Origin of the sequence: Flectobacillus sp. (genome assembly GCF_049240685.1) — a bacterium.
Lineage (GTDB): Bacteria > Bacteroidota > Bacteroidia > Cytophagales > Spirosomataceae > Flectobacillus.
This window is the reverse complement of the sequence record NZ_JBMLSD010000498.1, coordinates 1-10612: the sequence shown is the minus strand read 5'-3', so window position 1 is coordinate 10612 and position 10612 is coordinate 1. Positions and strand designations below refer to the sequence as shown.

General features: G+C 38.9%; 7 protein-coding genes. 2 read left to right on the top strand and 5 right to left on the bottom strand.

Features of this window, described 5'->3' with window-relative positions; genetic code table 11:
• Positions 1–281 precede the first annotated feature (281 nt).
• A complete protein-coding gene (locus tag ACOVQ4_RS22940; RefSeq protein ID WP_421822913.1) occupies positions 282–2036 on the top strand; it encodes a family 43 glycosylhydrolase in 1755 nt (584 codons plus the stop codon).
• A gap of 87 nt (positions 2037–2123) precedes the next feature.
• Here ACOVQ4_RS22940 and ACOVQ4_RS22935 read toward each other — a convergent pair whose 3' ends face one another.
• From ACOVQ4_RS22935 to ACOVQ4_RS22915, 5 genes are all read right to left on the bottom strand, one after another.
• On the bottom strand, positions 2124–6053 hold the full coding sequence (locus tag ACOVQ4_RS22935) for a S8 family serine peptidase (RefSeq protein ID WP_421822912.1): 3930 nt from the start codon (positions 6051–6053) through the stop codon (positions 2124–2126).
• Between the two features lie 228 nt (positions 6054–6281).
• Positions 6282–7130 (bottom strand): twin-arginine translocase subunit TatC, encoded by an 849-nt coding sequence (gene tatC / locus ACOVQ4_RS22930; protein ID WP_421822911.1) that lies wholly within the window; start codon positions 7128–7130, stop codon positions 6282–6284.
• Positions 7131–7396: 266 nt separating this feature from the next.
• Positions 7397–8689 (bottom strand): serine hydroxymethyltransferase, encoded by a 1293-nt coding sequence (gene glyA / locus ACOVQ4_RS22925; RefSeq protein WP_095166293.1) that lies wholly within the window; start codon positions 8687–8689, stop codon positions 7397–7399.
• Positions 8690–9118: 429 nt separating this feature from the next.
• Positions 9119–9580 carry a hypothetical protein gene (locus ACOVQ4_RS22920; protein WP_421822910.1) on the bottom strand — a complete coding sequence of 154 codons (462 nt, stop codon included), beginning with the start codon at positions 9578–9580 and terminating at the stop codon, positions 9119–9121.
• A gap of 94 nt (positions 9581–9674) precedes the next feature.
• The gene (locus ACOVQ4_RS22915) at positions 9675–10136 is read right to left on the bottom strand and encodes a hypothetical protein (RefSeq protein ID WP_421822909.1); all 462 of its coding nucleotides are present in this window, start codon (positions 10134–10136) and stop codon (positions 9675–9677) included.
• Positions 10137–10335: 199 nt separating this feature from the next.
• Between ACOVQ4_RS22915 and ACOVQ4_RS22910 the strand changes: the two genes are divergently transcribed.
• On the top strand, positions 10336–10612 hold a 277-nt coding region (locus tag ACOVQ4_RS22910; RefSeq protein ID WP_421822908.1), incomplete at its 3' end, for a hypothetical protein.

Sequence of the window (10612 nt, the reverse complement as noted above, 5' to 3'; positions counted from 1 at the left end):
ATAGATATATTTTTGTCGAATGCCCACCGCCGAAAGCCGATACCTGAAAGCCCCAATTTTATTTTGCCCACTGCTTATAGCATAAAGCGTATTAATGAAATATGCTAATATAGTAAGAGCACTCGTGTAGGGATAATGCCCTGAACGAGTGCTCTTTCGTTTTGGTTAAGCTCATTTAATCCACTGGAGGTCTTTATCCTGCTCCGATTCTTGAGCTGAAATATTTTTACCTAAAAAAGTCCTACATTTGATTTGAATTTTTATAAACTCAATTTGAATGTATGAAAAAATCCCTTCTAAGCTTCTTATTTTGTTTTGCGTCAATAACCTTATGGGCTCAAAACAAACAATCGACCTATTGTAATCCTATCGACCTTGGCTACCGTTATAACTTCGAGCAAATGAACGAAGGTATCTCATATCGCTCAGGAGCCGACCCTGTTATTATTACGCACAAAAACGAATACTATTTGTTCGTAACTATTTCGGGGGGATGGTGGCATTCGAAGGACTTGGTAAATTGGAACTATATTGTCCCAGACAAATGGCCGATGGAAGATATGTGCGCGCCAGCGGCAGTTTCGGTGCGAGATACGCTGTATTTGTTCCAATCTACTTTCCAGCAGCGTCCCATTTTTTATTCGACCGAGCCCGAAAAAGGAAAACTCAAATTCCTTAATCGTTGGTTGCCACAACTGCCCAAAGATATTGGCCCTTGGGACCCTGCGCTTTTTCATGACCCAGATACCGATAAATGGTATATGTATTGGGGCTCTTCCAATGTGTATCCTATCTTCGGAGCAGAGCTAGATAAAAGTCGAAACTTGACTTACAAAGACAAAACCGATTATAAACCCTTGATATTTTTAGACCAATACCAGCACGGTTGGGAGCGGTTTGGCCCTGACCATTCAGATATTGTTAAGCCATTTATCGAAGGAGCTTGGATGACCAAACATAATGGGAAGTATTACCTTCAGTATGCTGGGCCTGGAACAGAATACAATGTTTATGGCAATGGTACTTATGTTGGAGATAATCCGCTTGGTCCATTTACCTATGCACCTTATAATCCAATTTCTTACCGTCCTGGGGGGTATATGACAGGAGCAGGACATGGCAATACTTTTCAAGATGTGTATGGAAACTACTGGAACACTGGTACTCCGTGGTTGGCCGTAAACTGGCCTATGGAACGACGCATTTCGATGTTCCCAGCGGGTTTTGATAAAGAAGGACAAATGTATTCGAATACTCGTTTTGGAGATTGGCCTCATTATTTGCCAACAGGAAAATGGGACAATCGTGATGCCCTTTTTACAGGTTGGATGCTTCTTTCCTATAAAAAACCCGTAACCGTTTCTTCTCTGCAAGATACTATTCATGTAGCTAAAAATCTGACTGATGAAGGACGACAAAGTTTTTGGGTTGCTAAACAAAACAAAGCAGGCGAATGGGCAAGTATTGATTTAGGAAGAGAATCAGAAGTAAGAGCATTGCAGGTAAATTATATTGACTACAAAAACAATGTCTTCGATTCTGATTCGAGTGTGTATACTTTATTCAAAATTTGGGGTTCAAAAGATGGAAAAAAATGGGAATTACTGCGTGACCTTACCAAAGAACCTAAACGAGATAGACCATGTGCCTATATCGAGCTAGAAAAACCATATAGAGGTCGTTTTATCAAATATGAACACGTATATGTAAAAGCTCAAAATCTTGCCATTGGCGAAATCCGTGTATTTGGGAATGGCCTCGGACAAGCACCAACGACACCTCAAAAACTAGTAGCAAAACGTCTAAAAGATGAACGGAATGTGGATATTTCTTGGGAAAAAGTACCCAATGCCGTAGGTTATAATATTCGATGGGGCATAGAAAAAGATAAGTTGTATCAAACCTATCAGGTATATGCCGACCAACCAACATCTCTACAAATTAGAGCGCTAAATGTAGGTCAAAAGTATTATTATGCCATAGAAGCATTCAATGAAAATGGTGTATCGGTACTCAGCGGGGTAGTTGGAGAATAGTTTTTTTATTTTCAAAAACTTAAAACCCCGATAAGAAATACGCTCTTATCGGGGTTTTTGCTAATATCAAATTCTGAATCATTGAACTTACTTTTGCAAGGCTACTTTCAAGACTCTTGTACCAGCGTCGGTATATACTCTGATGAAATATTGTCCAGCAGTGTATTGGCTCAAATCCAGACTTGTCCAGAAATCGTTTCCGATACGCTCCATTGATTTTTGAGTTAGTGTATTTCCTACCAAAGAAATAACTTCGGCCGTAACAGCCTTGTAATTATTATCAGGAACTTTTACGGTAACTATTCCAGAAGTAGGGTTAGGATACACTTTGGATTGACCATCTGATAATAAATCTTCCTCAATAGCTGTAATCGTCACGGATACTCCTGCCGAATAAGCACTACAACCATTGGCATCGGTAACTTTAGCATTGTAAAAGCCTGATTGGATAGGAGTAAAACTAGCCAGACCTTTTGCAGCAGCATACTCAATTCCATTGAGAGTCCATGAGGGATTTGTTCCTGAAAGCACCGAAAGTACGCCGTTTGTCCAGTTTACATTAGGAACAATTGGCGTAAAAGCAGTTGCAGTAACCCCAGCAGGAGTGGTCGAACAGGCTCCTCCATTAGAGACCTTCACTGTGTAGGTACCAGCAATACTGACGTTTAGGACATTGCTTGTAGCGCCACTCAAAGTTGCTCCATTGCGATACCACTGATAGGTATAACCATTACCGAGCGCAGCAGTCAAAGTACCCGAAGCATCAGGACAAAAACTGATAGTACTTGCAGGCGTAACACTCACTGTTGGAGCTGTGACGCTTTGGATAGTCACGGCAGCACGTACACTTGGACATTCTAGCGCTCCAATATTCATATCATACAAATAGTAATAACCTGTTTTGATAGTACTACCATTAAAATAAGCGCCTGTTATACTCACCGTATTATTTAATGAAAAAGGATACCCCACCAAATCTGTAGCTGTTGAAGTAAGGTTTTTATTACTTCTATAAATAGATGCACCATCTGCACAGGTTTGAGTGATATAGTATGTTCCAGCTGCAGGTAGTTTGAGGTTTAGATTCACCACAACACCTTGGTCTGTTTTATCATCAATCAACTGAGAGTTACTTCTTGTCGAATTGGCAGTTGTTCTGGTTGCTGTTACTGGAATTGTCACAGAAGATACTGGTGCACCATCCGCTGCATTGATTACGTCAAATGTAATACTACCTGAGGTACCTACATAAATTCGAGCTGTCTTGATTACGATTGGTGCTTGAGTTGTCATGATAATCGCTGGACCAAAGTTTTCATAATAAGAACCATCACCGTATTCATATTTAGTTTTTGCACCAATACTTCCCGAAATTTCACCAGTCGAGACATATAATTTATTGGTTCCTGCTGGTAAAGTAAATGAGCCCGTTCCTCCAGTGTAAATAAGCGTTCCTCCCGCAGATTGGTCAAACCATTGGATTGATGCCGAGCTTGCAGATTTGATGATTGCTGTACTTGCGCCCTCACATACAATAGCCTCTGCTGTAGGCGCAGCTGTAGTGCTTACTGTACGAGTGAAGGTAACTTGGTTATTTCTTAAATCTTGGTCGCTTGCCAAAGTAGCTTGGGTCACAAAATTATAGCTTTGTCCAGCCACTACATTCATCGTTCCTGTCAGTGTTACTTCGCCTGTTGCCAAAGAAGCCAATGCACCTGTGTAAGTTCCAGTAAAGGTTGCGCTAGAGCCAGAGGTATTGCTTACTGTCACGCTTACAGGAATATTAGAAAGACTGTTTAATCCATTGTTCGTAATGCTAACTTTTATCTGTGTCAAAGCGCTGTTGCTACAGAACAATCCCGTTTCTGGGGTAACCAAACTTGTTACCGCAACATCACTCAATGCTCTTGTGACAGTCAAAGGGATATCCATTACTTCGGCATTGGATACCGAACCACAAGCAGTCACAGCATTGGCACTAGCCGCTTGTGAGCAAATCACGCGCATACGGAGCGTTGTTCCAAAATTGATAGCTTGAGGAGCCGTAAAATTGAATGAATATGCCCCTGTACCATTTACGGTACTTGTACCTACTAGCTCGCCTTCGTCATCAAAACTCCCATTGCTATTCCAGTCAATAAATGCTTTTAAGATATGGCTGCTTGTATTTTTTACAGATACATTTAGCGTTAATGCTTGATTACTTGACACATTATTACCTCCACTCAAACTAGCAGATTCAATTACATCACTACTTGAACTTACTGCATTGCTACAATACGTTACTGTTCCTGTACCACTAACAATTAAAGAAAAATCTTGTTTGCTATTGGTCAGAGTTCCTTTATGGCTTACTGTAATGGTGTAAGTAGCTCCAGGAAGCGGATTATTGATTAAAATTTGCTCAATATTATCTCTGATATTATCACCAGTCGTGGCCAAATCTGAAGGTTTTTCAGGATTTAGCGTAAAAGGCAAATAATTAGAAGTACCATCCGAAACTCTTACGTCCAAATCATTAACTAATTTTGGCGTGCGATTATTTAAGTTAGATGCCGATGTCGAAGTAATCGTACCTTCAGGGTCAGTCCAAACAATTGTTACTCGTAAAGGTTCTTGACCCGAAGCTACTACCGTCTGAGTTGAAGTTGCGCCTTGAGCAAGACTTTTCTCTTGTAATAGATTTGACTTTGAAGTATTCAAAATTACTTTGCCTGCTTTTTCCATATTGAGCAACCCCCATCCATAGATATAATCAGGACCCACATTTCCTGCATCTTCTGCGGTATGAATCGCGAGCCCTCTCAAGGTAGCCGAACGCATAAATTGCCCGTCATTTTGCTTGGCATATAATTCTTGGAGCAAAAATAAGCTTCCTGCCACCTGCGGGCTCGACATCGATGTACCACTCAAGGTAGCATAACTTGTAGTTGAGCCTATAGAAGTTGAAAAGATATTTACTCCAACCCCTACGATATCTGGCTTGATACGACCGTCATCGGTGGGACCCCAGCTACTAAAATCCGAAATTTTGATATCTGATGATTTTGTTGGTGCAGCATCAAGCGCATTGACAGCCCCTACTGTCAAGATATTTTTAGCAGTACTAGTAGTTGGCAAAATATCATAACTATCGTTTTTGCTTCTCACTACTGTGCTAGTATCGGAGGTATTTCCTAAGAAATAAACCGTACCAGGGTCAGGACCTGTTTCGCCACGGTTGTTTCCTGCTGATTTTACGATAAGATAATAAGGGGCATTATAAGCAATTCTATCGAGAGTTTGTGTGTTACTATCATAAAATCCAAATTTGTAATCTTCAAAAGCATTGATATTAACATTACCCATCCAACGCCATCTGCTAACATCTGAATCATAATTCCATCCTGCTAAGTAACCGTAAGAGTGGTTTGAAATAAGTAAACCACTAGCTGCTGCACTAATTTCGGTATTATCGCTGTTGTAATCCCATGCTCGAAGGTTCGCTCCAAAAGACATACCTTTTGCTTGTGCCGAAATCCCCGTAGCAATCATTGTTCCTGAAGTATGGGTGGCATGCTCGTCAAATGTAGTAGCATTATCTTGCTGAGTAACACGCCCCGTAAGCTCAACATGGCTGGAATATACACGCCCTCCATCCCAGATACCAAGCTTGCCAGTCATGTAACTACTATTACCACTGAGGCTCAATCCTAAACTTCCACCTGTATACAATGACGTAGTTCTAGTGGCGGCTGCGGCTTTGGCATTGCTGTGCGTAATAAGGTAAAGCGGTTGGCCTGTTGCATCGAGGCCTTTCAAGGAATAAACCCTTCCATCTTTATAAACACCATTAATTGGCCAGTTTTTAGATTTGGCTACTTCTAGTGCCTTTTGATATTCACTTTCCTCCTGCTTACTAATTTCTAGTGAGACAGCTTGTTGTTTGTTTTGTTGTGAAGTAGAGTAAAGACTCTTCTCTTGACTAAAGGTGAGATGCGTGAGGAAGAGTAAATACAATAAAAGTATTTTTTTCATACAATCGGTTGGTTACAAATGAAAGGGAAAACTACGTATTTTGCTGAATACTTACGTTACAAATATGACAGTTTTTTTGAAAGAAGCGTTGCGTAGTATTTTCAACTAAAACAAATAAGCCTTAGTACAACTCGTACCAAGGCTTATTTGTTAATGGTATTAAGGATGAATACTGAGTTTTAAGTAATATTAATTTTACATTCACAATTCACAACTCAGCACTTACACTTAGAGCATTTCAGCTTCTCTTTTCTTGTTTACACTTGCCGAAACCCAAATACTGATTTCATACAAACCAAACAATGGGGTTGCAACCAATAATTGTGAAATCACATCTGGCGATGGAGTAATAATAGCGGCTACAATCAAAATAACAATCAGTGCATGTCGGCGATATTCTCTCATAAATGATGGTGTCAGAATACCCACACGTGAAAGCACAAAAGAAATCATCGGTAACTGGAAGGTAAGTCCACAGGCCAATGTCATCATTGACAATAAAGATATATAGTCGTTAATATCAAATTGGTTCTGGATACTTTCGTCTAATTTGAAATTAGCTAAGAAGTTAATAGCCATTGGCGATACCACAAAGTAGCCAAAACTTACACCCATAAAAAACAAAAGTGATACCCAAAATACAGCTCCACGCGCAGCTTTTTTCTCTGTATCTTTCAATCCTGGACGAATAAATTTCCATATTTCCCAGAAAAAATACGGGAATGCAAACATCAAACCTACGATAATCGACTGGGTAAGCGCCATCATAAATTGACCTGATACTTCGCGGCTTTGCAAAATAAAATTGGCCTGTTCAAAACAAAGCCCTTCCATACCTGTAGCATCGGCTACTTTACACAACATTCGGTTGGTCCAGAAGTCAGACTTGGCAGGTCCCATAATGATTCCTCCAAAAATTTCTTCTCTGTATATCCAAGCAGCAATCGTAAATATCAAAATTGAGGCAATTGAGCGTAATAAATGCCAGCGAAGCTCTTCTAAGTGCTCTACGAAGGTCATTTCCTTTCCTTCGATACCTTCTTCTAGTTCTTCGTCAAATTCTTGGTCTAGTGCCATTAGTCAGTTTAAAAATTAAAATGAGATGTTGTATCGAGCAAATACCTGAAAGTCTTTTACTTACAGGAAAACAAACAAGATGAAGCCAAAAATCGAGTAACGTATTTTTTATACAAAACTAAATCTTGAAAGCTCCTTGCCAGATAAGTTCGTTTTTGACAACGAAATATATCAAGTGCTTATTCGCAAAGTTACACGAAAAAAGCAAAAAACCCTGACAACCTTTGTAGGTGTCAGGGTTTTTTCATATCGACAAAATCAGAGAATTATTTGTAAAGTGGGAAGTTTTCAACCCATTTGTTTACTTCTGATTTTACTGAAGCAATGTAAGTTTCGTTGTCATGGTTCATCAATACGCTATCGATAAGGTCAACAATGTGCAACATTTCAGCTTCTTTCATGCCTCTTGTTGTCATGGCAGCAGTACCTACACGCATACCCGATGTTACAAATGGAGATTTGTCATCGAATGGCACCATGTTTTTGTTGATCGTAATATCAGCTTTTACCAAAGTATTTTCAGCCAATTTACCAGTCAATCCTTTTGGACGAAGGTCAATCAACATCAAATGGTTGTCTGTACCACCCGAAATGATTTTGTAACCTTTGTCTAAGAATGCCTGAGCCATAACTTTAGCATTTTTCTGTACTTGTTCAGCATATACTTGGAAATCGTCAGTCAACGCTTCACCAAAAGCAACTGCTTTAGCAGCGATTACGTGCTCCAAAGGACCACCCTGAGTTCCTGGGAATACAGCGCCGTCTAAACAAGCAGACATTGTTTTCAAATCACCTTTCAATGTTTTGAAACCGAATGGGTTTTCAAAATCCTGACCCATCATAATCAAACCACCACGAGGACCACGCAACGTTTTGTGTGTTGTTGTAGAAACGATATGGCAATGTTGCATTGGGTTATTCAACAAACCTTTTGCAATCAAAGCAGAAGGGTGAGAAATATCTGCCAACAACAAAGCACCTACTTGGTCAGCGATGTTACGCAAACGAGCATAATCCCAGTCACGAGAATACGCAGATGCACCACAGATAATCAATCTTGGACGCTCTTTCAAGGCTGTAGCTTCTACTTTGTCCCAGTCGATCAAACCTGTTTCTTCTTCTACACCATAAAAGAATGGTTGGAAGTATTTACCTGAAAAGTTTACTGGAGAACCATGAGAAAGGTGACCTCCGTGTGCAAGGTTGAAACCTAGGATTTTGTCGCCAGGGTTCAAGAAAGACAAAAATACTGCTGCATTAGCCTGTGCGCCAGAGTGAGGTTGCACGTTAGCCCAAGTAGCACCAAAAAGAGCTTTGGCACGTTCGATAGCGATATTTTCGATTTGGTCAACTACTTCGCAACCACCATAGTAACGTTTGCCTGGAAGACCTTCTGCATATTTGTTGGTAAGCACAGAGCCTTGCGCTTCCATTACTTGCTTAGATGTGAAGTTTTCAGAAGCAATCAATTCGATACCAAATTCTTGGCGGTGTGCTTCTTGGTTAATCAAGTTAAAAATTTCAGTATCTCTTTCGAGCGTGAAAGTTGCTGTTGCCATTTCGCAAATTGTGATTGAATAATTGTGAGGTTGGTTTTGTATTAACAAATCATTAAATAATGATAAAAACCAAGCGTTTCTTGTATTAACACAGTAAAAATACTCTTAAAAAATGGATTGTGAAAACATTTTTTTACGCTTATCAGGCAATTTTTCAATTAGCCTTAGTCTCGCAACCCTTTATTTTTCAGGTTATTAGTAGAAAGTTTTAATTTCTAGGAAAAGTAAAAAGATTAAGCACTGGCAAAGAAGAGTTTAGGTGTTTTTACTAGACAAACTTGTTAGATTTAGTGATTCTTTTAAAATGAGTTTTAGGGATAGAGACGCAATGCTTTGTCAATAATATCAAAAGGCGTTCAAAATTAGTTTTTCGAACGCCTTTTTGAAAAAATTACAATGGTTCAACCCCTGAATTCAAATAAACAAGATTTACAAGAACAATGGACTTTTATATTGATAGAGTTCCACTCGGATATGTAATTTTCCTAGTTGAGACTTCTTATACGGAGCTTTAAGAGCTTCTTGAGGGATTAATACAATATTGTAAAGGTCAACTGGCGCTGAACTGTCTTCTGTGATAATTTCTTTTCTGATTTTGCCTTTTTTTAGGGCTACAAATGGAGTTGTAGTTCCAGAATCTCCCCACTCTTCTTTTATATCATACCATGAGGACTTATCATAAGAGTTTATTACAGATAGCAGGGCATCATTTTCCAGATAGCCTTCAATCGTAATTTTATGTAAACTCGCTCTAAATGGCGTATGTACACTATAAGAGGCAATACTTAAATAGTTTTCATAAATATCAAAATCCCAGACTCTCTGTAAGGTATAATGCCTGATGACAAAAAATGAGATAAGAAGCCCAATGCCTAAAAGAACTTTTTTCATGTTGTTGTAGAAGTTATGTTTATGTTAGATAATTTGTGAGAACTAGAATTTGTCTCCTTATAGATAAAGTGCTGAGAGGATTTTACGGAAAAACTTATAAAAACAATGGACTTTTATATTGATAGAGTTCCACTCGAATATGTAATTTCCCTACTTGAGAATTCTTGTAAGGAGCTTTAAGAGCTTCTTGCGGTATTAGTATAATATTGTAAAGGTCAACTGGCGCAGAAAGAACATCAGTGATAATTTCTTTTCTGATTTTGCCTTTTTTTAGGACTATAAATGGATGTTGGATATATGATTTACCCCAATCCTCCTTTCTTTCATACCAACGTGAATCATCAGCATAATAAATGACTGACAATAAGGCATCATTTTCCAAATATCCTTCAATTGTTATTTTATGTAAACTCGCGCGAAATGGCGTATTTACGCTAGAACACGTGATGCCTCCATCCATTTCATAAATATCAAAATCCCAGACTCTCTGTAAGGTATAATGCCTGATGACAAAAAATGAGATAAGAAGCCCAATGCCTAAAAGAACTTTTTTCATGCTTTTGTAGAAGTTATGTTTATGTTAGATAATTTGTGAGAACTAGAATTTGTTTTTTAGACCCTATCTTTACCTAGTGCCAGTGACAAATGGAATGATAAAGTTATAAACTTTTGAAAGAATAGGTCCAAGTCACAGACTTGAACCAGTTGTAGGATAGACTACAGAGAATTAAACCAAAGCCCCCAAAGTTAAAGTCATGAAAATAATTATTTCAGAAGGTAGGTATTCAGAATCATTTTTCAAAAGAATAGAATCATTTTTAGTTCCTATCATCAAATCAGAAGTTGTTCCCTATGTGAAAGAATCACTTTTGGCTGTGCGGGTTTCCATACCTAAAATTGATAAAAATGGTTTTATGTACTTCGGCATTATTGACGTGATGGTTGCAAAAGCCGCATTGAGTATATGGGGAAGCGAAGTAGAACTTCACTGGCGTTCATCAGATGGCAGTATTGTGTTAGCTTCTGATGATG